At 62.0% G+C, this 25,305-nt stretch carries 24 protein-coding genes; 9 read left to right on the top strand and 15 right to left on the bottom strand.

Annotation, left to right across the window (positions count from 1 at the left end; translation table 11 throughout):
* The first annotated feature begins 62 nt into the window (after positions 1 to 62).
* The 3 genes from KF814_11435 to KF814_11425 all read left to right on the top strand — a co-directional run bounded on the left by KF814_11435 (position 63) and on the right by KF814_11425 (position 1,694).
* A complete protein-coding gene (locus tag KF814_11435; GenBank protein ID MBX3236755.1) occupies positions 63 to 392 on the top strand; it encodes a hypothetical protein in 330 nt (109 codons plus the stop codon).
* A gap of 59 nt (positions 393 to 451) precedes the next feature.
* The gene (locus KF814_11430; protein ID MBX3236754.1) at positions 452 to 667 is read left to right on the top strand and encodes a hypothetical protein; all 216 of its coding nucleotides are present in this window, start codon (positions 452 to 454) and stop codon (positions 665 to 667) included.
* 181 nt (positions 668 to 848) lie between these two features.
* On the top strand, positions 849 to 1,694 hold the full coding sequence (locus tag KF814_11425) for a hypothetical protein (GenBank protein MBX3236753.1): 846 nt from the start codon (positions 849 to 851) through the stop codon (positions 1,692 to 1,694).
* Between the two features lie 13 nt (positions 1,695 to 1,707).
* On the opposite strand, the gene KF814_11420 is transcribed toward KF814_11425, so the two are convergent.
* The 5 genes from KF814_11420 to ettA form a co-directional block, all read right to left on the bottom strand.
* Complete coding sequence (locus KF814_11420) at positions 1,708 to 2,502, bottom strand: DUF1295 domain-containing protein (GenBank protein MBX3236752.1); 795 nt, start codon at positions 2,500 to 2,502, stop codon at positions 1,708 to 1,710.
* A gap of 482 nt (positions 2,503 to 2,984) precedes the next feature.
* Entirely contained in the window at positions 2,985 to 3,863 is an 879-nt protein-coding gene (locus KF814_11415) for an SDR family oxidoreductase (protein ID MBX3236751.1), read from the bottom strand.
* Positions 3,860 to 4,522 carry an NAD(P)H-binding protein gene (locus tag KF814_11410; protein MBX3236750.1) on the bottom strand — a complete coding sequence of 221 codons (663 nt, stop codon included), beginning with the start codon at positions 4,520 to 4,522 and terminating at the stop codon, positions 3,860 to 3,862. The genes KF814_11415 and KF814_11410 overlap by 4 nt, the downstream gene beginning before the upstream one ends.
* Before the next feature lie 5 nt (positions 4,523 to 4,527).
* Positions 4,528 to 5,772 carry a patatin-like phospholipase family protein gene (locus KF814_11405; GenBank protein ID MBX3236749.1) on the bottom strand — a complete coding sequence of 415 codons (1,245 nt, stop codon included), beginning with the start codon at positions 5,770 to 5,772 and terminating at the stop codon, positions 4,528 to 4,530.
* A 50-nt stretch (positions 5,773 to 5,822) separates the two neighbouring features.
* Entirely contained in the window at positions 5,823 to 7,505 is a 1,683-nt protein-coding gene (gene ettA / locus KF814_11400; GenBank protein ID MBX3236748.1) for an energy-dependent translational throttle protein EttA, read from the bottom strand.
* Between the two features lie 142 nt (positions 7,506 to 7,647).
* Between ettA and KF814_11395 the strand changes: the two genes are divergently transcribed.
* Positions 7,648 to 8,361 (top strand): lipid-binding SYLF domain-containing protein, encoded by a 714-nt coding sequence (locus KF814_11395; GenBank protein MBX3236747.1) that lies wholly within the window; start codon positions 7,648 to 7,650, stop codon positions 8,359 to 8,361.
* Between the two features lie 28 nt (positions 8,362 to 8,389).
* Here the strand turns inward: KF814_11395 and KF814_11390 are convergent, their stop codons facing one another.
* From KF814_11390 to KF814_11355, 8 genes are read right to left on the bottom strand one after another with little or no spacing between them, the layout of a single operon-like run.
* Entirely contained in the window at positions 8,390 to 9,196 is an 807-nt protein-coding gene (locus tag KF814_11390) for a DUF2470 domain-containing protein (protein ID MBX3236746.1), read from the bottom strand.
* A gap of 24 nt (positions 9,197 to 9,220) precedes the next feature.
* Positions 9,221 to 9,388, bottom strand: coding sequence for a hypothetical protein (locus KF814_11385; protein ID MBX3236745.1), 168 nt, complete (start codon positions 9,386 to 9,388; stop codon positions 9,221 to 9,223).
* Between the two features lie 3 nt (positions 9,389 to 9,391).
* Positions 9,392 to 10,138, bottom strand: coding sequence for an alpha/beta fold hydrolase (locus KF814_11380; GenBank protein MBX3236744.1), 747 nt, complete (start codon positions 10,136 to 10,138; stop codon positions 9,392 to 9,394).
* Positions 10,139 to 10,144: 6 nt separating this feature from the next.
* Positions 10,145 to 10,861 carry a hypothetical protein gene (locus KF814_11375; GenBank protein ID MBX3236743.1) on the bottom strand — a complete coding sequence of 239 codons (717 nt, stop codon included), beginning with the start codon at positions 10,859 to 10,861 and terminating at the stop codon, positions 10,145 to 10,147.
* Between the two features lie 4 nt (positions 10,862 to 10,865).
* The gene (locus KF814_11370; protein ID MBX3236742.1) at positions 10,866 to 12,104 is read right to left on the bottom strand and encodes a patatin-like phospholipase family protein; all 1,239 of its coding nucleotides are present in this window, start codon (positions 12,102 to 12,104) and stop codon (positions 10,866 to 10,868) included.
* Positions 12,105 to 12,161: 57 nt separating this feature from the next.
* Entirely contained in the window at positions 12,162 to 13,640 is a 1,479-nt protein-coding gene (locus KF814_11365) for a YdiU family protein (GenBank protein MBX3236741.1), read from the bottom strand.
* A gap of 54 nt (positions 13,641 to 13,694) precedes the next feature.
* A complete protein-coding gene (locus KF814_11360) occupies positions 13,695 to 14,321 on the bottom strand; it encodes a carbonic anhydrase (protein MBX3236740.1) in 627 nt (208 codons plus the stop codon).
* Positions 14,322 to 14,343: 22 nt separating this feature from the next.
* The gene (locus KF814_11355) at positions 14,344 to 14,706 is read right to left on the bottom strand and encodes a DUF2294 domain-containing protein (GenBank protein MBX3236739.1); all 363 of its coding nucleotides are present in this window, start codon (positions 14,704 to 14,706) and stop codon (positions 14,344 to 14,346) included.
* Positions 14,707 to 15,163: 457 nt separating this feature from the next.
* On the opposite strand from KF814_11355, the gene KF814_11350 reads away from it, so the two are divergent.
* The 5 genes from KF814_11350 to KF814_11330 all read left to right on the top strand — a co-directional run bounded on the left by KF814_11350 (position 15,164) and on the right by KF814_11330 (position 22,235).
* Complete coding sequence (locus KF814_11350) at positions 15,164 to 16,867, top strand: NADH-quinone oxidoreductase subunit L (GenBank protein MBX3236738.1); 1,704 nt, start codon at positions 15,164 to 15,166, stop codon at positions 16,865 to 16,867.
* Positions 16,864 to 18,168 (top strand): hypothetical protein, encoded by a 1,305-nt coding sequence (locus KF814_11345; GenBank protein MBX3236737.1) that lies wholly within the window; start codon positions 16,864 to 16,866, stop codon positions 18,166 to 18,168. Before KF814_11350 ends, KF814_11345 begins: the two co-directional genes overlap by 4 nt.
* Positions 18,108 to 21,401 carry a DUF2309 domain-containing protein gene (locus KF814_11340; protein ID MBX3236736.1) on the top strand — a complete coding sequence of 1,098 codons (3,294 nt, stop codon included), beginning with the start codon at positions 18,108 to 18,110 and terminating at the stop codon, positions 21,399 to 21,401. The genes KF814_11345 and KF814_11340 overlap by 61 nt, the downstream gene beginning before the upstream one ends.
* A gap of 43 nt (positions 21,402 to 21,444) precedes the next feature.
* Positions 21,445 to 21,786 (top strand): P-II family nitrogen regulator, encoded by a 342-nt coding sequence (locus tag KF814_11335; GenBank protein ID MBX3236735.1) that lies wholly within the window; start codon positions 21,445 to 21,447, stop codon positions 21,784 to 21,786.
* 179 nt (positions 21,787 to 21,965) lie between these two features.
* Positions 21,966 to 22,235, top strand: coding sequence for a hypothetical protein (locus tag KF814_11330; protein ID MBX3236734.1), 270 nt, complete (start codon positions 21,966 to 21,968; stop codon positions 22,233 to 22,235).
* Positions 22,236 to 22,583: 348 nt separating this feature from the next.
* On the opposite strand, the gene KF814_11325 is transcribed toward KF814_11330, so the two are convergent.
* Together KF814_11325 and KF814_11320 are read right to left on the bottom strand one after the other, a co-directional pair.
* Positions 22,584 to 23,621, bottom strand: a complete 1,038-nt coding sequence (locus KF814_11325) for a tetratricopeptide repeat protein (protein MBX3236733.1) — start codon at positions 23,619 to 23,621, stop codon at positions 22,584 to 22,586.
* A gap of 17 nt (positions 23,622 to 23,638) precedes the next feature.
* Positions 23,639 to 25,126 (bottom strand): FAD-dependent thymidylate synthase, encoded by a 1,488-nt coding sequence (locus KF814_11320; protein ID MBX3236732.1) that lies wholly within the window; start codon positions 25,124 to 25,126, stop codon positions 23,639 to 23,641.
* Positions 25,127 to 25,305: the final 179 nt, after the last annotated feature.

The following is a 25,305-nucleotide window of genomic DNA, read 5'->3' as shown; positions in this document are numbered from 1 at the left end:
AAGATCTCATGACATGATTCTCGCCTTTTCATCACGCCCGGATTCTCCTATGATGACGGAGCATGCTCGCACCGGAACAAACCCCGCGCCAACGTATCATCGGCCTCTTGACGGGAACGCTGATGACGTCACATCAGCTGGCGCAATTGCTCGGCATGCCCGAACGCCAGGTGGAGGAACATCTCCTCCACGTGGTGAAAACGGTCGCGCGCGATCCGACGCGCACCTTCATGTTGGAGCCATCGGAATGCCAGACCTGTGGGTTCGCCTTTCGCGATCGCACTCGCCTGAAGAGACCCAGCCGCTGTCCCCGCTGTCGCAGCGAATCCGTCACGTCGCCCCGGTATGGAATCCGCGAACATGAGGACGGGAACGGGGAGCCCGCAATATGATGACGATCCTTCGCATCGGGACAGCGCAGCCAACGAACCTGGTCCGACTCGGCACCACGTTGTCGGCCGGTTTCGCGGTACTGCTCTTGATTCAGCTGGGAGGTTGCGGGTCAGACCAATCGGACCAACTGCTGGAGACCGCTCGATTCGAAGAGCGTCAGAACAATCCCGCCCACGCCAAGGAACTGTACGAACAGATCCTCCGGGACTACCCCGGTTCGCCTGCCGCCGTCCCGGCGCGCGAGCGGTTGGCTGCGTTGTCACCCAAGCCCTAGCGAGCCATCCAAAAGAGCCGTCCAGCGATGTTCTCGGCTGGGCCATATGCCTCGTCGTGCCTACGGAATCCGTCGCCTGCCCCACCGCTCTTCCACGACAGATCAAGGCCTTACGATGACCGGCTATACTTAGTCGGTATCCATCGCATGCAGCGCTTTTTCTCTCTGGATGGAGGCCTTCATGTTGTCGCGCACCGTCGGACTCTGCGTCGTCGCGTTCTGCAGTCTGAACCTTGTTCCCGTTTGGGCGGGCCCTGCTTTGCCGGAGTCCGCCATCAAAGACGTGATGAAGCTGTCCGGGATGGAGCAGACGCTTCGGCAGATCCCGCAACAGGTCGTGGCGGGGTTCGATCAACAGAGCCAGAAGATTCCAGCGCCCCAACAGGCAGCGTTACGACGGGCACTCATCGAATCGTTCGACGCCCCTCTGATGGAACGGCACGTCGCGAAGGAGCTGCAGGAGACGCTTCGTCCGGAGGTGACGGCTCGAACGCTGGAATGGCTGCGGACCGATTTGGGAAGACGAATTACCAAACTCGAAGAGGCAGCCGCCGACCCTAAGCGTGTGGAAGAGCTGCAGACTTTCGCCAAGCAGCTCGAGAAGACTCCGCCGCCGCAAGACCGCCTGCAACTGATTCGTCGCATCGACACGGCGACAAGCGCGTCGGAGCTGCTCCTGGACGTCACCGAGTCGATGATGGTGAGCATCGCCTCCGCCTACGACGCCACCCTGCCCGCGCAAAAGCGAACCGGAGCCGATCGAATCCGGGTCCAGGTGTCGCGGGAACGCGGCGCTTGGCGTCCGCAAGCCCAGGCCCACGTCCTCGTCTCCATGCTGTACACCTACCGTAGCCTATCTCAATCGGAACTCGACCAGTACGTAGCATTTCTGGAAACAGAAAACGGACTGGAGTTCTACGTGCAATCAGGTGCCGCCCTCAAGGGAGCCATGGACCTGGGCATCCACCGCGCCACCCGAGCCATGATGGAGATCTTGAAGCCAGGCACGGCACGCAAGACGACCTAGCAGGACCGGAAAACTAGCCCGACTTTTTGGGAAACCAAGGGAAGAACGCGTTCGTCGTTCGCTGGTAGGCCGCATATTCCTCTCCCCGGCTCGCCGAAGCCTGAGCCTCTGCCCATGGGATTCCGGTCACCTTGAGCAGGGCGACTCCCATCGCCACAGGCCCAATCAGCGTCAACCCCCAGTTGCCCATCGGCAGCGCAACACCCATCAGCGCATAGCTCCACCAATGGAGCCATTCGAAGAAATAATTCGGGTGGCGTGAATAGTACCAGAGCCCGACCCGGCACACCCGGCGCACGTTCCAGGACTTGCTGCGGAACGACGCGAGCTGCCAATCGGCAATGGCTTCCCCCGAGACCGCAACTCCCCAAAGCAATAGCCCTGCGAGTTCCCACAAGTGAAAGGGCGGATGCGGGTTTTGCATCACGAGCCAGGCCGGTAGGACGAACAGCGGAAGCGCCAGAGCCTGCAGCTGGAAATAGAGCGCCATCCGCCATCGAGACTCCGTTCCCCACTGCTCACGCAACGATCGATACCGAGGGTCTTCCTGTTTGTTCCACACCCGGTCGACGAGCACATGGGTACCGAGCCTGACGGCATAGATACAGACCATCATCGCAACCAGTACTCGACGGGCCGGTTCCCCCGACACGTGCCAGGCACACCAGATGGCGCTACCTGCAAGACCATAACACCAGCCCACGTCACCCACCGAGGCGTTGCGACAACGCTCCTGAAGCAACCAGAGCAGGACCATGAGGACAGCCCCGCCAAGCCAGGTGTGAATCAAGAGTGAAACCGGGTCCATAGCGCGCCTGATACTCCTTGTCGGTGATTGTACGCCGTCCAGAAGGCCGAGCATACCGAGCGGCCCCAATAGCATCGTAGCTACGGCAAGGGTATGTTCTGAGCCTCAAGTCACTATGAGGAACGGCTTGACCCCGCGATTGCTGTTCGCGACGGGCCTGCTGGTTTTCGGATCCTGCACCGGTCTACCACTGCCTGGTATCGCTGAAAGCTCGAATGGGGCGACGGATGTGGTAAGGGGAAAAGTGATCTTTCTGAAACTCTGCGCGGGATGCCATGGGCAAAGGGGGAAGGGAGACGGCTAGAGAAAATTGGGAGTCGACCCTGCGAACCTCCCCGCTCCCGGCACGCAGGAGAAGCCGGACAGCGGGCTGCTTGCAACGATCCACCAGGGTAACGGAACCATGCCCTCGTGGAACGGCCGTTTGGCTGTGGAAGAAAGCCGGCAGGTCCTCGCCTCTATTCGATCGTTGCCGAAGTAGGTCACGGCGAAGCCCTCTCATCCCAGGCGTCACGCCCGACCGATCGCGGCCTCGAAAGCCATTGACGAAACCCTGGTAGCGGGAAGGACAGCAACCGCTGGAGCTTGTTGCTGTTCATCGAAAGATCCGGTGGACGAGGGGGGCCGACGTAATCGGCGACCGAGCCTGGTCGGATCGCGGCCTTCAGGTCAGGATACCATCCAGCGAGCAATTCCCCGATCTCCCATCGCGAGAGACGTTCCCGCCCGCCCAGATGATAGAGGCCGGGGCGCTGCTGCTCAATAAACTCCCATATCGCCCGCACAAGGGGACCGGCGGGAATCGGGCATCGGAATTCGTCGGTGAACAGTGTGAGCGTAGCACCCTTGGCCGCCGACCGGAGCATATCTTCCACGAAACTCCGATCGGCGGTGGAAGAGGCACCGGCCGTCAAGGCGACTCGGATGACGGAATGGCCGCGATTGGCCAACACGACTTGTTCGGCTTCGGCTTTGGTCTGGCCATACACATTGAGGGGATGCACCGCATCGGTTTCCACGTAACTCCCCTTCGCTCCGTCGAACACTTGATCACTCGAGAGAAAGATGAATGGGATGTCCCGCGCCACGGCGGCAAGGTGCCGTGCCGCCTCCACATTGATAGCGCGCGCGAGCGTTGGGTTCGACTCGCAGGCACCGGTTCGGCTGAGCGCCGCGCAATGGATGATCACTTCCGGCTTGTGGCATTCCCACAGCCGCTGCACGTGATCCGGGCGAGTCAGGTCGCCGTCCGCCCTCGTGAGCCCGCGCACGTCCCACCGTGAAGCCCACCGGCCTGCCGTGTTCATCAAGTAACCGCCGATCAGACCCGCTGCCCCGGTCACGAGAACGACGGGTTTCATCGCGCGTCCCGCCCCAATCGTCGAATGTCCGAGACCTCGAGGATACGCGTGGCAGCCGGCGGCTGCTCGACGGCCCACACCATGGCGCGCAGCATGTCGTCGATCGTCACGAGCCCGAGCCGCAGCGCGGATTCGCGCGTGCTCGACCATCGTTCCATGAACCAATAGGCGGGACGCAGGGCTACCGGCCACCAGTGGCCCGGCCCCAAGACGTACCAAGGGCGGAGGATCGTGGAAATGACGCCCGCCTTTTGCAGCGCCGCCTCACAGGCCTCGCGGACTTCGATGTAGTCTTTCATGATCGGCGCGGGATGCGCCACGCTCACATACACAATGTGCGAAATCTTGGCATCCTTCGCTGCGGCAATCGCCGCGAGTGCGGAGGGCCCATCGACGCGCCTGAATTGCTCGCCTTTCCAGGGCGCAGGTTTCGGCACACCGACGAGATGCACCAACGTATCCGTTCCGACCACCTGATCGGCGAATGTTCCGGCATCGAGCGGATTGCCGACGACGGTTTCGATCCCGGACGGAAGCTTCGAGGCCGACCCGGGACGGATGAGCGCGCGGACCATATGACCGCGGGCACGCAACAGGGGGACCACACGCGAGCCTAGATACCCAGTGGCGCCGGTCAGGAAGATACGTCGCGTCTCCATGGGAGTCAGGGAGCGGTTCGTGCTGAGGGTCCCAGTCTGAGAAATTCCGCCAGGTCACCGGTCCGCTCGGCCTCTTCTTTGCCTTCCCGCACCAACCTCACAGCGGCATCGGTCAACGCCGATTGGTCTTCCGGAGACAGTGCGAGACTGGTCTTCACACGGGTTGCACGCGAACCAAGCGGATCACTGTCCGGCAGATGCCGCAACGCCACATGCCAGAAGCGACACTGGCCGCTGCTGCCGTTGCGTCCCACGGAAAATGTTCCAAATTTCGCTCGATCCTGTTCCGTCTCCGGGATGCCGGCCAGCTCAAGCACTTCGCGACGGTGACTCTTCAGCAGCACCGAAGCGGCAGACATGGGCTCCCGGTTGTCGGTCGCGCGGCCGGTGGCATCGACGGCGATGACCAGGCAACCACGCGGAAACAGCTCCGGCATCGGACGTTGGGCCGCAGCCCGATCCAGTACCCGCATCACGGTGCGAATCCCGAGGTTGTCCGCCGGGCCCCCATCATAAATGAGCAGGGTCGGCCGGTCGGCCCCTCCACTATTTGCATTCCCGTCATAGAGCGGAATCGGCTCCATCAACCCGGGATATGCCGCAGACATATACACGGCACGCGCCACACTGAGCGATGCCAAGGGTTGATGCAGCGACGCAAAGGCTTCGTTGGAAATGACGAACGGTTCGCCGGTGAGGGCATCCGTCGAGTTGAGCAACAGCAGCGGTCTCGAGGGGTTAAGGTCGGCGAAGGTCGCGCCGTGGAAGATTTTGTCGTCCAAGACACGGATCACAAGGTCGGCGGGAATCATCCTCGTGACCTTGAAGCGGAGTAGGTTCGCCGGTGCGCTATACCAGGGACCCGCGAGGTCTTGCTGGAAGTCTTGGCCGATCTGTTCCAGAAAGCCGTTCTGGAAGTTGAGGCCCCGATAGCCATCGAGCGCATAGGCGGCTGCCGGGATCGCCCCGCCGGAGACCGCCGACAGCACATCGACTTGGGGCAACAGCGTCAGCCGATCCAGTTCCTTCATCACGGCTGCGGCGAAGACCGCGGAACGGCTGCCCCCGCCGGAAAAGGCGAGCCCGACGAAGCGACCGTCCTGAAGTTCACGGTCACGGAGCTGGAAGGTGGCGGGGATGGACGGGGATGGAACGGCAAGCAACTCGGCGGGCAACCGTCCCGCCGGGACACAGGCCCCCAAGGCCAACAACAGTACCAGGACCCACCGGCCCATTCCGAACCCCCGCATGGTCCTCATGCCTGTCTCTACGGAACGGACAGGAGGTTGGATGTCTGGATTTAGTTTCTCGTCAGTTTCCGGTAGCGGATGCGATGGGGCTGATCGGCTTCCTTGCCGAGCCGCCGCTTGCGGTCCGCTTCATACTCGCTGTAGTTCCCCTCGTACCACACGACCTTGCTGTCCCCCTCGAAGGCGAGGATGTGCGTGGCAATGCGGTCGAGAAACCACCGGTCGTGGCTGCTGATCACGGCGCAGCCGGCAAAGCCCTCCAAGCCCTCTTCCAACGCGCGGAGCGTATTCACGTCCAAGTCGTTCGTCGGCTCGTCGAGGATGATGAGATTGGCCCCTTCCTTCAGCATGCGGGCCAGGTGCACGCGATTCCGTTCTCCACCCGAGAGATCCTTCACCTTCTTTTGCTGATCGGTGCCGGCGAAGTTGAACCGGGCGCAGTAGCCGCGGGCGTTGACCTCGGCCTTGCCGAGCTTGATCATGTCCTGCCCGTCGGAGATGACTTCGTAGACGGTCTTGTTGCCGTCGAGGCTGCGGTCCTGATCCACATAGCCGAGCTTGACCGTCTCGCCGATCTTGATGGTGCCGGCATCGGGCTTTTCCTTCCCGATGATCATCTTGAACATCGTGGTCTTACCGGCGCCGTTGGGACCGATCACGCCGACGATCCCGCCCTTCGGCAAACTGAAATTCACATTCTCGTAGAGGACCTTGTCGCTGAAGGCCTTGGTCACGCCGGTCGCTTCCACGACCACATCGCCCAAGCGGGGTCCTGGCGGAATATAGATCTCCAAATCCTCCGCCAGCTGCTCCTGCTTTTGATTGACTAATTCTTCGTAGCGGTTCAAGCGTGCCTTACCCTTCGACTGGCGGGCCTTGGGCGACATCCGGATCCATTCCAACTCATGCTCGAGGGTCTTCTGCCGCTTGGTCTCCGCCTTTTCTTCCTTCTCCAGGCGATCCTTCTTCTGTTCCAACCAGGATGTGTAGTTGCCTTGGAACGGGATGCCGTGTCCGCGATCGAGTTCGAGAATCCAGCCGGCCACGTTGTCCAGGAAGTACCGATCGTGCGTCACGGCGATGACCGTGCCCTTGTACTGCTGGAGATGCTGCTCCAGCCACTGCACCGATTCTGCGTCGAGGTGATTCGTCGGCTCGTCGAGCAGAAGAATGTCGGGCTCCTGGATCATAAGGCGGCAGAGGGCGACCCGGCGCTTTTCACCGCCGGAAAGCGTCCCGACCTTTTGGTCGGACGGAGGGCATCGCAGGGCGTCCATCGCGATGTCGAGTTCATTTTCCAGCTCCCAGCCGTTGGCCGCTTCGATCTTCTCCTGCAGCTGCGCCTGCTTGTCGAGCAGCTTCTCCATCGTATCGGGATCGGCGGACCCGATCTGGTTGCTCACGTCTTCATACTCCTTGAGCAACGCGACCAGTTCCTTCTTGCCTTCCTCGACGACTTCCTTGACGGTCTTGTTCGAATCGAGCTGCGGTTCCTGTTCCAACAGACCGACGCTGTAGCCCTTTGAACGCGTGATCTCGCCGACATAATTCGGATCGACGCCCGCGATGATCTTCAGCAGCGAGCTTTTTCCCGATCCATTGAGGCCCAGCACGCCAATCTTGGCCCCGTAGTAGAAGCCCAGGTAAATGTCGCGCAGCACTTGCTTCTTCGGGGGATAGACCTTGCCGACCCCGACCAGCGAGAAAATCACTTGTTTATCATTCGTCGCCATAGCCATCCTCGTTGTAAAAGGAACCAGCCGACCACCATAACAAAGACCTGCAGGTCCGCACAACCGGCGGGAACGGAGAACGGTTGCGGATGAACCGCCGGCGTGATTGGATAAGCGTGACACGCTCGGACTATTGGAGGTCATGTTCATGACGCGGATTCCTCGATTCAGCCGGTGCCTTGCAACCATGATACTGCTGTTGGGCCTCACATCCGCCCCGGTGAGCCATGCGGCCGACGACCGCGAACAGCAGATTCTGGTCGACGAGGCGCAAGTGACGCTGAGGAATTTCGTCGGCGATTCGAACATGGGCTGGTTTCGTGACCACCTCAAGGAGGCGAAGGGACTCTTCATCGTGCCGCAGTTCGTGAAGGCCGCCTTGTTCTATGGCGGGGCCGGGGGGAGCGGCGTGTTCGTCGCGAAGGACGAGAAAACCGGCGAATGGAGCGAGCCGGCGTTCTTTACCATGGGGGCGGCAAGTTTCGGCTTTCAATTCGGCGCGCAGGCTTCGGAAGTCATCCTGCTCGTGCTGACCGAGCGCGGAGTGGACTCGCTCCTGCTCGGCAACTTCAAATTAGGCGCCGACGGATCGGTCGCCGTCGGACCGGTAGGAGCGGGAGTCTCCGGCGCCACCACCCCCAATCTCAGCGCCGATCTCCTGTCGTTCGTACGAGCTAAAGGCCTGTTTGCGGGAATCTCATTGGAAGGCGCGGCCCTCATCAGTCGAGACGAGTGGAGCAAGGCCTACTACGGAAAGCCGGTCACGCCGACGGATATCGTCATCCGCCGTGAAGTGAAAAACCCGCACTCGGACGTGCTGCGAACGGAAATTCTCAAGGCCCTCGAAGGGAAATAACCCCGGCTCCGGCGACTCGAGTCGCTCGTCACAGCGAATGGAGCACCGGCGCTCCCGCCCTCGCCTTCTCCGCCAATTCGGCGAGTCCCGCCCGGGCCTCCTGCGCATCGCGCACGGGACTGGCGAAGGCCAATCGTCCTCCCTGCATCCGGTCCGGCGTTTTCACCCGGAGGTGAAATCCCAACCGATCCATGGTTGTGATGCTCGCCTGTTGCGCGTCGAGCCCGCCCAGGACGCGGGCAAGCAGCAAGAGCGTGTCCTGTTGCTGCGTATTGATCTCCCGAATGAGATCCGTTGCCGTACCCGCCAGCGGGTCCACCGTGGCCGCTATATAGTCAGCCGGTGCGACCCAACCCATCGACCCGAAGCCGCCCACGAAGTAAATGTCGGTCAGCGCCATCTGGAAAAAGCCGAAGTCGTCGAAGTCCACCCAGTAGGAGGCGCTCGCATGCCGCGCCAAGTAGCGCTCGCGCACCGGAGCGGCGTGCTCCTTCGGCACCCTCGTCACCGAACCCATGAGCGTCACCCTGGCCGCACCCAACGGATCCCGCTGACTCTCCGGCGGCGTGATCAGCAGGCTCGCGCGGGGATCACCGAGCAGGTTGTGCGTATGCATCGCCATGTTGCTGATCAGAAAGCTCGGCTGCCCGTGATCATCCAAGCCGTAGGGCATGACCGACCCGAACGGCCATCCCGAATGCTTGCGAGAGAGCGTCGAGAGACCGCCCGTCTGCTGCAAATGCACCAACGTCCGCGCCTTCTCGGCGTGGGAGGGCTCGGGAACTTCCGGTTCATCCGAATCAGGCCCGCTGCTGTGCTGACGCGATGATGACACATCGCCTCCTTCTTCTTGGTACGGTCACATGCCCAAATCTTGGGTGAGCCGCAATTCCGACTCCTCCACGATTTCTTCCAGACAGGTGAAACAGGGAAACGGGAAGCGGTCCACTGGAATCGCACAGACTTCCCCCACCGGTGATTCTTCCAGCGCGGGCCCACCACATTCTTTGTGCACGAGAATCAACATTGGTTACGCCTCACGAGAAACCAGTTTGCGAAACACGCTCAAATGCTCCGGACTACTCAGCCGATGGTCGCCGGTCTTGAGCAACAGTTCGATCGGAAATTCCGGATCCTGGGCCAGGAGATGCTGCACGAAGTTCCAGCTGCCTTCAGGCCGAATCACCGTATCCTGAAGCCCATGGAGAATCGTCGTCTTGACCCGCCGCGGCGTCGATAGCCGTTGCTCCCACAGCCCGCGGCTGTCCTCCACCCAATGCCAGGGAATCGGTGCCTGAGCATGCAGTGGATCGTCGTCCCACGGCATCGCTCCCGTGTCCTGCCACCGTTCCCGCCGCTCAGCGGGAATCTCCGTCGCGCGCAGGCCCATCATGTTGAATGCCGGCGCGATCAGGATCAACTCCTCGACCGACGGCTGCGCCTGTGCCACCAACCAGGCCAACCAGCCGCCGAGCGAATTGCCCACGATGGTGATCGGCGGTCCTTCCTGCAGCATTTTCGCGACGGCCTGCGCATCCGCCAACCAATCCGTCAGTCGATAGTCGCCCCACGTTCCACCGGAGTCGCCCCAGCCGCGAAAATCAAAACAGGCAACACCCCACCCTCGCTCCTTACACCATTGAGCCAGTGCTTGGCTTTTGTTGCCCCACCGTTTGGACAAGAAGCCGGTTATGAACAGAAGCTGGCGGTCCTTCCCTAAGGTCCGATCGCCGCGAATCATCTTGCCGTCCGATCCGGTCAGTGTGAACGCGTGCATGGGTCGTCACCGCGTGAATGCAGCGGTCACGAATCGGCCGAGCTGTCTCAGCACCGGTTCGGGAATTTCGTGGCCGCCGCGGAAGGGCATCCATTCGACCTTGAGACTCGCCTGCTGAAATTCGTCGCGCAGCCGCTCCGCCATGGCATAGGCGAGAATCGGGTCCTGGGTGCCATGGCTCTGAAACACCGGCAGCCCCTTGCGCTTGGCGAGGAGCGGGCTCCACTCCCCCTGTGCGACCAGCGTCCCTGACAACTGAACCAACCCGGCATAGGACTGCTGACTGTGGAGTAACGCGTCGCAAGACAGCATAGCCCCCTGCGAGAATCCCCCTAGAATCGTCCGCGAGGGTTCAACGCCGAATTTCTTGTGCAGATCCTCGAGGAAGAGGCGCATCCGTTCCCGTGCCTCGGGCATACCGCGCGGCACTTCCCCGGACATGTCTCGGATCTTACCTGCAGCCCGATCGGCCTGGATGCGCGCCATGTCGATCATCCACCAGGCGCGCGAATCCCCGAACCCCATCGGGATGGAGATGGGCGCCTCCGGAAAGAGAAACCGTGTACCGGCCGGCACGTCCATATATTCGCCCAATGCGACAAGGTCGTCTCCCGGCGCGCCGAAGCCATGCAAGAGTACCACTACCGGACCATGCCCCCCGCCTTTCCCATCGGTCCCGCCGGTGATGCGCACCGTCAGTCCGCCTAGTTTCTCTATACGCATCGTGTCAGCTCTCCCGTTCAGCTTGTTCCAGATTGGCCCTGATGCGTTTGTACCGCTCCCAGTCGAACCGACGTACGAAGTCCGCCGCCGTCTCGACCCCGCGGGCAAACAGATCCACCTTAGCCTCGGGGGTCAATCGGAAATCCAGCCAATAATGTTCGCCGGTTTGAATGTACGCAATCAGGTTTCGATAGTCCCGGTGCTTGACCAGAAAATCCGTGTCCGCTCCATTGCGCGCCGCTTCGAACAAGGCTCGGAGAAATTCCACCGGACCGCGAATATTGCGCGGCGCGTTTCGTTCCAAACCCAGCTTGACGCCGAAGGTCGGCGCCAGCGGCACGCCTGGCTGGTGAAACAAATCGATGGGAAAATTTGAGATCGTGCCTCCGTCCACGAAGATCACTTCATCCGGAATGGGTCCGGAGTAGTGCGCCAGCGTCGACCACTGTCGTTCGGCGCTCGGCCCTTTCGGCAACGAGCGGACACGGAACGGATGGAACAACACCGGGATCGACATCGATGCCCGAACGAACTCCGCGGGATTCACCCGATCGGGATCGGACCAATAGAGCGGCGCCATGCGGGGGAAATCCACCTTGCTCTCGGTCGTGAGTTCCGCGGCCACCATCGAGAGACGCGCATCGAGTTCTCCTTCGGAGAGTATGCGCCCGTCCCGGCTTCGAAGCCGTACACCATCCGACGGGCCCATACGCTCGCGCAGATCACGGTAGGTAGCGATGCCGACCTCGGCCAATCGTTCCTTGATCCACTGACTGAACACGTCGCCCGGGTTGAGCCCCAACTGCCCGAACAGGTTATCGAGGACCTGGGCGCCGCGGAAGACCAGCGTGGGGGTGCCGGCTTTCTCCACGATCGCCTCGACCATGCGGCGCGCATCCCCGTCCCCATCGACGAAGGCGAAGAGATCGATCTCGGCCAGCCAATCGAGAATCCTGTGACTCTTCGGTTGATCCAGACGATCCAGCGCCGCCATCAGCAGCGCATTGATCGAACCGGCCGAGGTGCCGCCGATGCCGAGAAACCGGATGCCGAGACATTCCAACGCGTAGGTGTAGCCGACCAGCGCGATGCCCAGCACACCGCCGCCTTCCATGACCAGGTCGACGTATTGCCGGCCTGAATCGTCGACGATGTCGGAAAGCACGCGATCACCGGCATCGCGCCGCAGCGCGTCGATCGTCGCGCGAACCCGTGGATCATCGATGAAGGTGCGAACGTCCATGCGCGCGTCAGCAGCAGGGAAAGAGAATGCCCAACGATGACGGACGGCAGTCCTCCATCACGACGAACAACTCACCGCGATGTGTTTGCCCCAGTTGGGCGGCGCCGCGGCGTACGACATCATGCCGGGCCGCTCGGTGAACGGGTCCTGCAGCAACTGTAGCAGGCGATCGATCTCCGAATAGTCCTTCTGTTGCGCTTTCTCGATCGCCGCCTGGGCGAGGTAGTTGCGCAGTACATACAGAGGATTCACGCGATCCATACGTTCGCGCCGCTCCGCATCACGGCTGCCTTCGGCGCGCAGGCGATCCCGATAGCGCCGAGCCCAGGCATCGAACCGTTCCCGATTGAGAAACTGTTCGCGCAGGCGCTCGTTCGAAGCGTCGTCCGCCGTCGAGAACATGCCCAGTTCACGAAAGAAGATTGTGTAATCGACGCGGCTGCCGGCCAACAGCCCCAACAGATCCTGGAGCAGATCCGTGTCGTCGTCCCGTTCCTCCCGCAACCCCATCTTGCCTCGCATCAGCCGCCGATATTCATGATCGAATGTCCCTTGGTAGGTGTCGAGCGCCGCCTTCAGGTCGTCTTTCTCGGCTAGCGGCAACAGCGTCTGGGCCAGGCAACTCAAATTCCACAAGCCGATGTAGGGCTGCTGATTGAAGGCATAGCGACCGTTGTGGTCCGAGTGGTTGCAGATGAAGCCGGGATCATAGTCGTCCATGAAGCCATAGGGCCCATAGTCGAGGGTCAGTCCGAGGATCGACATGTTGTCGGTGTTTAACACGCCGTGAGACCAGCCGACCGCCTGCCAGGCCGCAATCAGCTTGGCCGTGCGCGCCACCACTGCGCCCAGGAAGCGGACATACCGGTCCGGCAATCCGGCCAGGTCGGGATAATGCAGATCGACGACGTAGTCGGCCAACTGCCGGAGATAATCGTGTTGTTTGCGATAGTAGAAGATCTCGAAGGTGCCGAACCGAACATGCGACGGCGCCATGCGGACGATCGCCGCGGCCGTTTCGACCTGCTCGCGGTAGACCTTGTCGTCGCTGCCGACCAAACTGAGCGCGCGGGTCGTCGGAATGCCCAACCCATGCATGGCTTCGCAGCAGAGGTATTCGCGGACCGCCGAGCGCAACACCGAGCGTCCGTCGCCGTCGCGCGAGAACGGTGTCATTCCCGCGCCTTTCAAATGCAGATCCCAGCGTTCGCCCCGACTGTCGAGGACTTCGCCTAGAAGGATCGCGCGCCCGTCGCCCAACTGCGGCACGTAGATCCCGAACTGATGACCCGCATAGAGCATGGCCAGGGGATCCATGCCGGGCGCTAACAGGCTTCCTCCGAACACGCCTGCGAATTCAGGCCGCCCGGCCTCCTGTGGATCGAGATCGATCAAGTCAGCAGCCGCGCGGTTGAAATGAATCAGGTGCGGCGGAAGGGTGAACGGTGTGGGGTGAACCTTCGCGTAGAAAATCCCGGGCAGGCGTGCATAGCTGTTGTCGAAGGTCAGCCCTTCGAGGGTGCGGCGGTCAGCCATGCGTCCTTCTAACACGACCACCGACGATCCGGCCAGCGCGCAAGCAGGAGAGCGTCAGGCGGCCGAATCCGTCAGGGAAATGAAGGTTTCCTGCTTGGCGTCGTACATCCAAATGTCGCCGGTGGCGATCGAGTAGACCCATCCATGGAGTTTGAGCGAGCCTTTGCGCAGTTTCGCCGCCACGGTGGGGTGAGTTTGGAGATGCTCGAGCTGAATGCGCACGTTCTCCTTCGTCGTGGCGATCTGAAGGGCCTGCCCTTTGAGGTGGCCGTACACTTCCTCCACGACCCGGCGGGTACTCTCCGCCTGGTAGAGCCATTTCTTGACCGCCGGCAGGTCACCGACTTGCTTCGGGTCCAAGAGGGCTTTCACCACGCCGCAGTCCGTATGGCCGCAGACGATGATGTGTTTCACCCCGAGCACCCCCACGGCATATTCGATCGCCGCGGTCGCGCTCCCGACGCTGGTGCCGTAGGACGGAATGATGTTGCCGGCATTGCGGAGGATAAACAGCTCCCCCGGCTCGGTTTGGGTCAGCAGGCAGGGATCGACGCGGGAATCGGAACAGGTGATGAACAGCGCGCGCGGTTGTTGCGAACTCGCCAGTTTCCCGAACAGTTTCTTTTTCGAATGAAAAATCTGGTCCTGGAACCTTTTGACCCCTGCGATCAGTTTTTCCATCGAACCAGTCCTCCTCGGCAGGTCAGCGGAAGCTGCCCTCCGCGTCCGAATCCAGCGTGAACACGAAGATGCGCTCGCCGACGTGGGTATCGATATCGGTAAAGAGCGCCGTGACTTTGGCGCCGACCAACTCCGAGATCTGCTCGCACAGGCGTTCCCGTCCCTGCGCAATCAGGTTCTGGCGCAGGCGTTTGACCATATCGATGCCTTCGGGAGTCTTGGCCAGCTGCCGCTCCGCCGGCGTCAAGACACCCTTGAGGCGGACGACCAACAGATCGCGGACAATGAAGGCTCTGACGTCGTCCGGCCCCCGCCCCAGAAACTCCTGCTCGAATTTGATGATGGCGGTGCGGACTGCGGCTTCGGTTTCGCCTTTGCTGCGCATAGGCGCGGATACTCCTGTCGGGTAGCGATCAAATGGGTGCGGCGGGGCCGATTATAGTCACACGCCGTGCATTCCTCCAGTGTCTTGTATCGTCCTTGAGGCCGGTGAGCGACGGGCCTTCGGGTGGAGACGTTCAGACCATCGGCAGCTCCGAGGTCCGGGACTTTTCCCTTGCAATTCAACGGCCCGGACGGCTACATCTAGCGGAGTTTTCGGTGGAGCCGCGAGGAGGCCGGACGGTAGGCGCGGAGCCACACCCCCATTTGGATCAGACAGGCGGTAGGGTTTTCCGGCAACTCTTCAAGAGCGGCCGGGAACAGTGCAGGCCAGTCGTTGGTTCCTTCGCCCAAGGACCGCCGGCTGGCCTTTCGTTTTGTATGGGGCCGTTGCGTATGCGTATTCGCAAGAACCAGCACCAGCCGCAAAGGGTCGGCAGACCGAGGGAGGCCCGCTAAGGATGGCGTTTCTCTGCCTGGTCTCGCTGCTGCCGCTGCTGACCGCCTTCATCGTGCTCACGGGCGATCGCGAGGAACAGGAGCACAATGCCAAGACCGGACTGTGGCCGATCGCGGCCACGTTCCTCGGCTCGTTGGTCACCCTGCTCGTCGTCTCCACGCAGGGTCCGATCACGGCGCAGCTCTATGATCCGGCCTCGCCGACGCTTGCCTTTCCCATCGGTTTCCACATCGACCGCTTGGGAGCGGTGATGATGGTCCTGATCTCCCTCGTCGCGACGCTGATCTATCGCTATTCGCTCGGCTACATGTACCAGGACCGCGGGTATGGGCGGTACCTCGGTCTGCTGGGCATCACCACGTTCGTGCTGCTGTGCATGGTGTCCAGCGGCAACCTCGTGATGCTGTTCGTGTTCTGGCAGTTGATCTCGTGGCTGCTGTTCATGCTGGCCCACAACCACGGACACGCCGCAACCTTGGATGGCGCCTCCCGCACCTTCACGCTCCAGCGACTCGGGGACGCGGCCTTTCTCGCGGGCATCGTGCTGGCCCATTCCCTCTACGGCACCGTCGAATTTCAGACCCTTTTCACCCGCGCCGCGGACACTCCGGTGACGTTGTCGATCTGGCCTGCCGCCGGCTGGGAAATGAGCGGGCCGACCGCCGTCTCGCTCTTGATCTTCGTCGGCGCGATGAGCAAGTCGGCCCAATTCCCGATCCATATTTGGCTGCCCCGCTCCCTCTATGCGCCGACGCCGATCCACGCGCTGCTCCACGCCGGCATCATCAACGCAGGCGGGTTCCTGTTGAATCGGTTGGCACCGCTCTATGGGCTCAGCCCCACGACCCTGCACGTCGTCTTCGTCGTGGGCATGCTCACCGCGGTCCTGGGCGCCACGATGATGCTGACCCAAAACGACATCAAGAAGACCCTGGGATTCTCGACCATCGGCCAGATGGGCTACATGATCATGGAATGCGGCCTCGGGGCCTTTTCGCTGGCGGTGTTCCACTTGATCGCACACGGGCTGTTCAAGGCCACGGTGTTCCTCAACTGCGGCAACGTCATCCATAAGGCGCGACAGGAACCCTCCGTCCCCCATACCGACAAGGAAACGGAGGAGCATGAATTCTCCAACCTCACCTGGTCGACGGGCTTCTTTACGACGCTGCTGTTGCCGCTGGTCATCCTGTTGGCCACCCACGGCATCCTGCGTATCCCCTTGCTGGAGTCGCAGGGCACGGTCATCTTCCTTTTCTTCATTTGGGTCACCTCATCGCAGGCGATTCTCTCGCTGACGCGGATCAGGGCCGTCGCCTCGTGGAAGGTGTCCGGTGCGATGCTGTTCACGTTGGTGTTCGTCGTCTTCACGTACCTCTTCGCAGCCGAGACGTTCACCCATTTCCTCTATCCCGACCCGACCGCCGTCGCCGCCTACTTCAAAGCCGCGGCGCTGCCGGGCCGCCTGTTCGACGGCCTCGTTGTGGGAACGACGCTCTCGGTGATCGCCAGCTGGTTTTACCTGTACACTGCCGCGCATGGCCGCACGATCCCGATGCCCCACTGGATCGACGGGCTCCTGGCCCGCCTCTATGTCCTGTTCATGAACCGGCTGTACATCGACGTGCTGCATCTGAAGTTCGGTCGGGCCGTGACCCGCCTGGCGCATCTGTTCGAGAAACAGGGGATGGGAGGCGGCGCATGACGGGCCTGTCGTTGCTGCCGTGGATCGTGGCGGCGCTGCCCTGCGTGGGCGCGGCCGTCAGCCTTCTCTTTTGGTCCGACGCCGAGCGCCTGCGTGCAGCCGCATTAGTCGTGACGGGAACCAGCCTCCTGGTCAATGCCGGAGCCGCCTGGTGGCAGAGTGATCTACCCGGCAGCGCGCTCTTCCTGTGCCTGCTGCCCCTGACGGCGTTCATCTCGTTGCTCGGCCAACCGATCCACCGCGACAACCGCACCGCTTGGGTACTGACCCTCTTGCTCCTTGGATTGACGCTTGGCTCCCTGGTCGCCTCCGAGTCGGCACGGCAACTTGTGCGGATCGGTCTCTTGGCCGTCGTGGCCTTGGGCATTCGACGTTTCGGCAGTGCCGCGCCGACGATGCTACGCGGCCTGGTCAGCTATGGAGTCGGCATGGCGGCCGGCGCGGCCGCCCTCCTGATTCCGGGCGGTGCCGGAATGGTCGCAGGCCTGGTTGCCAGCGGAACGCTGCTGCCGTTGCTCCCGTTGCATGCAGGACAGATCGCGACGCTCACCGCACTGCCGGGCAATCTCCCCGCGTTCCTAGCGCTGGCGCTCCCGGTGGTGGGATTCCATCAGCTCCTGCCGCTGCTGCCTGATCTCGATCCCAGTCTGCTGGGAACCGTCCAGGTTCTGGGCCTTGCGGGTGCCTTGTACGGGTCTCTTCGGTCTTTGACGCTGGTGCGGACGCTGCCGCTGCTGGCCTACGGAAGCCTAGCCTTTACGTCTTTGCTCTGGTGGGTAATTGGAACGACCGGGTCGGTTGGTCCACAGTCAGCCGTCTACCTGTCTGCTTGCGGGTTGGCGATGACGGGGCTGCTGCTCGCCTGGTATGCCGTTCGCGTGCGATACGGCGACATCGACCCGCGGGCGCTCGGCGGGATGGCCTATCCGATGCCCCGCTTCAGCACGCTGTTCGTACTGCTGACGCTGGCCGCGCTCGGCATGCCGCCCTTCGGCGTCTTCACCGGATTCATGGGACTGCTGTTCGATCCGACATTCTCGGTAGGGGCCAGCTTCTTCCTGATCATCTTGGCCTGGCTCTCCGCTTCCTGGTATCTGCTCGCGCCGCTCCAACAGCTCGTGTTCGGTCCGCAACGAAGCGGGATTCCCTATGCCGACCTGCGCAACCATGAGGTGGCGTCGCTGGTGATCGTGTTGCTCCTCCTCCTGGTTCTGGGAACGGCCCCGGCCCGAGTATTCGGATGGAGCGTCGCGCCGGCATCGCCAAACATTGCGATGAAGGGAGCGGCATGGACCCGCTGAACCAGACCGCCGATATCGAAGCCCGCCGGATGGAGTTACGCGGGACGATTCGCCTTGCGAGCGAAGTCATCGCCCAATACTGGCCGATGCGCACCTTCGTCCACCACAATCCGTTACACAGCCTCGAATACCTTCCCTTCGAGGAGACGGTCCGCCTGGGCCATCGATTCCTCGGAGGAACCGGCTACCTCTCAGGCGATGAGTATCGCCGCTATGTCTCGTGCGGTCGTATCCAGCTCCGACACCTCGACGAAGCTCTGGCCTCCCTGGGAAAGGATGAGGAGATCGTGGTCGGTCCCTGCCGTATCTCCCACCGGGAGGTCCTGCGTGCCTGTTTGACCCACGGCCTGTCCTCCATTCGAGAGGAAGCCGTCGGCTCGCTCATGGACGAAGGCCCGGACGAAGAGCAGCTCGAAACCCTTGCCGACCATCTCTCGACGCTATCGGTGCCGACCGTGAAAGATCGCATGGCTGCCGCAGTTCGGGAAGACCTGGCCTCGCTGGGCCATTACCAAACCCTCTCGGGTTGGTGCGATCACGCCCTCGGAACCCAGACGGTGCAGCAGATCAACGCCGAGGTGATCAAGTGGTGCGAAGCCTTTCTGGACGAGGGCCATGCCGCCTGGGCGATGCCGGGTCGCGAGCAGGGGCTCTACGCAGCCTGGAAGGCGTTGGCCGCCACCGAATGGTCGAGCTGCGGCATCCTGGACAGCCGCCGCAAAATCGCCTCGCTGCCGGAGCATCCGGAGGATGCGGTGCTCGAGAGTCTTGAGGCGCTGGGCATTCCGGCGGAGCTGCGTCAGGATTATCTGGGCCTGCAGTTGGCGGCGCTGCCGGGTTGGGCCGGCTACATCAAATGGCGGGCCGAAGAAAGTGACTACGCCTGGCAGCAAAACTATCCGGTGGGACTGGTGAAGTTTTTGGCCATCCGGCTCTGGTATGTGCGCGAGCTGGTGCAGAAAGCCTGCCGGGAGGAACTCGGCATCGACGGCCGGTTCCAGGCGGTCACAGCTTTCATGCAATCGCAGACGCATGCCTATTTTCTGCGCAGGGAACGAAGCGCGGGGCGGCTCCCGGACCCATGCGCCGAGGCTGTAGACCGGCTCCGACATCATCACGGTCCCTCGCCGGCTTGGGAGCAGTTAGCCGAGCGCTACCAGCGGGAGTACGGCCCGCGGCTCGCCCGTTCGGCACAACGGACCATGGCCCGGAGGCTGCTGCGGCTGGCGCAGGCCCTGGAGATCGTGCCGACCGCGTTGTTGGAGGGCCTTCCGACGGACCTTCGACGCCTGATCGAGTGGATGGACGCGTTCCCCGAATCGGCACACGGACCCGTGTGGCTCAAGGCTTTCGAGGCAGGCTATCACGAACAGTTGTTCGGTATGCTCATGCGGACTTCCGCCGCCGCCGGGCGCCGCGAGGCATCGCCCCCCGTCCGCCCGCAGTCCCAGTCCGTGTTCTGTATCGACGTGCGGTCCGAGCCCTTCCGGCGCCATCTGGAGTCCACCGGACCGCATGAGACCTACGGTTTCGCCGGGTTCTTTGCCGTCTTCATTCGCTATCGCGCCTGGGGGAAGGAACATGATACGGAGCAGTTCCCCGTCATCATGCGACCTCGGAACGAAGTCCGCGAGATCCCCCGCAGCTACCTTGATCAATATATCTCCAAACACCAGTCGCGAGCCAAGCTGGTCCATGCCGGCCATACGTTGCTGCACGATTTGAAGGAAAACGTCGTCACGCCCTATGTGATGGTCGAATCCCTCGGCTGGTTTTACGGGGTGCCGATCGTGGGCAAGACGGTGATCCCGGCCCTCTATCGACGGTTCACGGGCTGGCTGCGCCGACTCTTTGTGCCACCGATCGCCACCAGCCTGACGGTCGACAAACTGTCTCCGGCCGAGACCGAAGAGATGATCCTTTCGGAACAGCGGGCCTTGATCTGGCGGGCCCTGCGCGATCGGTACGGACTGAATGCCTCCAAGCTCGACCCCGCTTTCGTCGAAGCGCTGCGCCGCAAGGCGCTGGATTCCGAGGCCGCAGTGGATCAGGAACTCCACGACGGGGGCAAAGAAGCCGAGCTGTCGTCCGAACAGGTGACGGCCCTGCTCGACGACCTCCGCCGCCACTACCAGATCAACCAGCGGTCGGCCTCGCGGCAGAAAGAACGCATCACCCGGACGGGCTTCACCCTCGATGAACAGGTGCTGACCATCGAGACGGTCTTGCGCATGCTGGGTCTCGTCAGGAACTTCGCCCGCCTCGTCCTGTTCTGCGCCCACGGAGCCACGAGCGAAAACAATCCCTTCGAATCCGCGTTGGATTGCGGGGCTTGCGGCGGCAACGAAGGCAAACCGAACGCTCGTGTGATCGCCGCGATGGCCAACCGGCCGCAGGTGCGCGAACGGTTGGCAAAGCGCGGCATCGACATTCCCCCGGACACCCATTTTCTCGCCGGTCAGGTCGACACCACGACGGACGACGTGCAGCTGTTCGACTTGGAAGACGTGCCGCCGACGCACCGCAAGGATGTCGGCCGGCTCTACGACGATCTCCGGGAAGCCTCCCGACTGACGAGTCAGGAGCGTTGTGCCAGGTTCCCGGACATCGGCGCCACGCTCCCGATGGAAGACGCCCAGGCTCTCGTACAGGAACGCAGCGCCGATTGGAGCCAGGTGCGGCCTGAGTGGGGCCTCTCCGGTAACACCTCGTTTGTCATCGGCCGCCGCGCGCTCACGAAGGGACTGAACCTCGGCGGGCGAGTCTTCTTGCACTCATACGATTACCGCGAAGATCCCGGTGAGCGTCTGCTCGAAGTGCTGATGACCGCGCCTCAAGTGGTCGCTCAGTGGATCAACATGGAACATTACTTTTCTGCCGTGGACAACGAGGTCTATGGGAGCGGGAGCAAGATTTACCACAACGTGGTCGGCCGGTTCGGCATCATGTCCGGTCCCTGGAGCGACCTGCGGCTGGGACTGGCCTGGCAAACCGTGAAGAACGGCGACGTGCCCTATCATGAGCCGATGCGGCTGCTGACGCTGATCGAGGCGCCGCGTCCCCGCATCGAGAAGCTCATCGCCCGGCACGAGATCCTGCAGCACTTTTATCATAATGAATGGGTGCACCTGGCGGCATTGGACCCCGAGGACGGAGTCTGGTATCGCTACATGCCCTCCGGCGTGTGGCGTCGCGTCAGGCACGCCGTGGACATAGAGACAGAGAATGCGTGAACCGATTGAGAAGAAAGACCTGCGGGAGTAAAGGAGTAATGCCATGGGCGGATTGACGCTGCATCCCATGAAGGAAATTCGCGTCATCGTGTCGGGCGAGCACCGGCCGTTTGTGACCGATCTCTTGGACAAGGTCGAGGCCACGGGATACACCATCATCGGCAACATTTCCGGCAAGGGCCACCACGGCTTGCGGGAAGCCCATTTCATGTTCAGCGAGCAGGAAAGCCTCGTGATGATCATGACGGTGGTGCCGGAAGAGAAGGTAGAACCGATTCTGGCTGGACTGCGGCCGCTGTTCGACCGCTACTCAGGCGTGATGTTCTTGTCCGATGTTGCCGTAAGTCGGCGCGAATACTTCGGAAAAAAGGGCGGCGCGAAGTAACGTCCCGGGAACCTCGGTGGCCTTCCTTGGGAGCCAGCCGACCCGGACCGATCTTGTCTTCCGGCCGTCGTTTGTCTAGAATGGGCCCTTCGCGCCCTGTGCGGGAAGTCGATTCATCCCGCAAGCGCCGCGAGCACAACCACGGAGGGATCTGAAACCCTCCGCCCCGGGAGGACGAGGTGAAGGGACTCAGATTCGAACGGCTCGGACGCGACCGATACTACAACGTCATTTTCCACATCGGCAGCACCTACGTCCCGGTCAGCGATGAAACCATCGACGACTTGAAGGCCCAGAGTCTGTTGCCCGCCGAACGCTTCCTTGACCTGCTCCTGGACAAGATCGGTTACTCCACCTATCTCAAGGACCAGATCCGCACGGAACTCAAGACCGCGGGCGATCCGGTCACGCAGATTACGGTGCTCCAGGGCACGATCCGCGAACTGTAGCACCTGCTGAACGCTTCCTCTCACCGCGTTCTCGTCGTTTGTTCACCTCACCGTACGGCTCACAGTACGCTTCGGCGCCGCAGACTTCCTGCGGCCTTGCGAGCGCAACCTTTGAGCAGGCACTGCAAATTGATCCCGACCAACCCTACTCTCACATTGTTCAACGGTTGAACGAACCGCCACGGGACCTGAAACACGACGACGTCGACGGTGAGCTTGCCCTGCCGGGCCGCTACAGCGAGGCGGTCGAGCACTTCTTGCCTCGCCCTTGACCTGCCGTGAGCGGATGAGGAGGATGGTTTCTCGGACGCCCGATTTTCTCTCCGAGCCGTCTGACGTCCGGCGTCGCTAATCCCCGACCTGGCCGCTCTGGAAGAGCTCGTTCATGATCTGGTTTTTTCGATCGGGGTTCTTCTCGAGTCGGAGGGACTTGGCAAAGTTTTCGGCGGCGACCTCGCGCTTACCCTTTGCGGCGTAGATCTTTCCGACGCCGTAATAGGCGCGGGCCTCGTCGGGATTGGCCTTGATGGCCCGGTTGAAATAGTCCATCGCTTCCGTCATCCGTCCCTTGTCCAAGGCCATGAAACCAAGGGCGGTGTGGCCGGCGGCAAAATTTGGATCGACCTCTACCGCATCCCGATAGGACTTGGCGGCGAGATCGGTGCGGCCGCGATTTTCATAGAGCCCCGCGAGCGCGAAGTGGATCTCTGCATCGTTCGGATTCAGGCGCAACGCTTCTTTATACTCGCGCAAGGCCGGCTCCAGCTTCCCTTGCTCGGCCAAGGCGCAAGCTAGGTTGGCATGGGCCACCGGATCGTCGGGATTGAGGGTGATGACTTCGCGGTATTGCGGGATCGCCATTTCCAGCCGGCCCTGCTCCTGGTAGGCCACCCCGAGGTTCGTGCGGGCGGCGGCAAATGATGGGCTGAGTCGAACCGCCTCGCGATATTCCTTGATTGCCATTTCGATCTGGCCGGCGCGTTCGTGCATCTGCGCCAGAAAGTAGTGGGGATAGGCGGAGTCCGGCGCCAGCTTGGCTACGTCCTTATAGACCGCCATGGACTGTTCCGACTGGCCCGATTGAGCGAGAAAAAGGCCCCAGACCAGTTGAACCTGGGCATTGTCCGCCTGTTGCTCGTGGATCTGCTGCACCCAGGCCCGGACGTGTTCGATGTCTTCCGGTTCCTGGAGCGAGCGGGCGTGTGTCTTCCAGGCGCCGGCGAAATCCCCCCGCATGAGCTGCGTCACGTTGAGCGCGAAGAAGGGCCGGGCGTTGCGTTCGCCTGCGGAATCGACCGCCTGGACCCAGGCAGTCGCCTCGGCCGCCACTCTGTCCCAATCGCCCGCAAGCAGGGCCGATTCGATTTGTTGCTGATGGTCGGTCATGGAAGAGCGAGCCAGAATTAGCGGGTCAGCGCGTCCTGCACATCCGGCGGGGTCGCCTGCATGCGGTCGCCGAGGATCGGGTACCGTTCGGCCAATTTTTGCTTCATGAGCCACGCGATCGTGCGGTAGGACCAGTGGCCCTTTACGCCGGAGCGCAGTTTCGCAATATATTCCGCCTCGGCAAAATCCATCTTGAACAGGCAACGGACCCGGAAGCCGAACGGGATCGCATACATGGCCGCTTCCTGGCTCGATTTGCGAAGGTGCTCGATGTCGGTTTTGACCAAGCCCATGGCGTCGCGGTATTCCTGCTCCAGCCCGGCCTCGGTCAACACGGGCGGCGTGTCGAACCCGTGGACCGTCGTGAAGTTCTGCTGTACCTGCTGACAGCGTCGGTGCCGGTGCATGTCGCGCCACCCCCCGATGTCCATGAGGATGTCGAAGACGAATCCGTAGCCGCTGCGGAATTCTTTGATCAGCTCGTCATGTGGACCTCGTTGACGGAAAGCCACCTCCAGCGTGTCCTGCTTCTGCTTCTCGGTCCAGTCCTGCACGACGGCGAGAATCTTCCGATAGGAGGCCTGCGAGACGCGATAGAGCAAGGTCGTCACGATTTCGTCGAGCGGATGGTGCGGCTCGAGGAGATCCACCGGCTCCTGGTCACCCCAAGACCCCGGCTGGTCTAACCCAGTCCCCCGCAACACTTCCTTCGCGTGCCGAGCCAGGTCGCTGTACACCTCTGTCTGGTAAGGACTCGCTTTGGCATAACGCGCCAGCGTCGGCGCCAACGGTTCGGCCAGGCCCGCGGCTTGTCCTGACAATTCACCCCACAGGTTGACCGGAGGTTTTTGGCAGGCATCCTTCAGGTCTTCGCCGATCATCCGGAGTTCGGGCAACTGCGAGGAGAGCAGCCGGGAGATCTGTTTCTCTAAGGTGCGGATGCTGACCACTTGGCCGACGTTGGTACGCGCAGCCAACGGCAGCAGATAGCGAGTTACGTCGAAGGCTCGCGCCGCAATGGCCCGTTGATAGGCGCCCGGCGTCATCTCTTCAGGCCGAGGCTCCCGTTCGGTCAAGAAACGGGTGAGCGGCTCATGCAAGGCTTGGTACACCGTCCCAAGTCCGCGGAGGATGCCGAGATACATGGCTTCGGTCTCTTGGCCGCGAATGGCATCGGGCAGGAACCAGTTGTTCGAGGCAAAGTTTTGGTACCGACTGGACTTGGCCTGACCATCCCACAGGGGCTCATCCTCGAGCCGAATGGCAGCCAACTCCGAGATCTGTTCGAAGCAGACGATCACGTGCCCCAGGTCGGCGATCGAGGCATGTCCGTAATCGAAGTAGAACTGTTCCCAGAACTTCTCGGAGGAATGGGAATGGACCCACTTGATACTCTCCTCGATTGGGTCCGGGGAGCGGCTGTACCGAGCCAGCGCATAGGCGGACTTTTCCGGCGGCATCGGCGCGATCGCGAGCACGCGGCGAATGTGGCGCTGTTGGCTCATGGGTGAAGCTATCGCTCAGGAAATGGTCAGTTGCGAGTGTCGGGCACTATACGCTCGCATGGACATGGGTGCAACTGCCGCGTTCGTCATATCTCGTCCCTCACACGGCGTTGGATTGCGCCCTACGGCCTTCTCACGAGATACACTTCGCGTTTCACGAGACACGTCCTGCGGCTTCA

The sequence above is a fragment of the Nitrospiraceae bacterium genome, from assembly GCA_019637075.1.
Classification (GTDB): Bacteria; Nitrospirota; Nitrospiria; order Nitrospirales; family Nitrospiraceae; genus JAHBWI01.
The sequence above is the reverse complement of the archived record's forward strand: the minus strand, read 5'-3'. Positions and strand labels throughout refer to the sequence as shown.